The sequence below is a fragment of the Bacillus sp. LR--39 genome, assembly GCF_053613335.1.
Window position 1 is genome coordinate 1 of record NZ_JBSIOT010000897.1, and the last position, 702, is coordinate 702.

Annotated in this window: 1 protein-coding gene; it reads left to right on the forward strand. The window is 45.7% G+C overall.

The features are described from left to right. The coding region (gene nusA / locus ACWHAR_RS27330; protein WP_452088464.1) for a transcription termination factor NusA at positions 1-702 on the forward strand (702 nt) is incomplete at both ends.

The window sequence follows — 702 nt, forward strand, 5'->3', positions numbered from 1 at the left end:
AAGATGTCGTTGACGAAGTATACGACCAGAGATTAGAGATCTCAATTGAAGAGGCACAGGGCATCCATCCGGAATATATGGTCGGCGATGTCGTCGAAATCGAAGTTACACCTAAGGATTTCGGGCGCATAGCTGCTCAAACAGCGAAGCAGGTCGTCACACAGCGTGTGCGCGAAGCTGAGCGCGGTGTGATCTATTCTGAATTTATCGACCGTGAAGAAGACATCATGACAGGGATCGTCCAGCGTCTGGACAATAAATTTATCTACGTGTCTTTAGGCAAAATAGAAGCCTTGCTGCCGGTTAATGAGCAAATGCCGAATGAAAGCTACAAGCCCCATGACCGCATTAAGGTATATATCACAAAAGTAGAAAAAACAACGAAGGGCCCGCAGATTTATGTGTCAAGAACACATCCAGGCCTGTTAAAGCGTTTGTTTGAAATTGAAGTGCCTGAAATTTATGATGGAACTGTCGAGCTAAAATCTGTTGCCAGAGAAGCCGGCGACCGTTCAAAAATTTCTGTTCGCACAGATGATCCTGACGTTGATCCTGTCGGTTCATGCGTAGGGCCTAAAGGCCAGCGTGTGCAAGCAATCGTCAATGAATTAAAAGGTGAAAAAATTGACATTGTCAACTGGTCCAGTGATCCTGTAGAATTTGTCGCGAATGCGCTCAGTCCTTCCAAAGTGCTTGATGTCA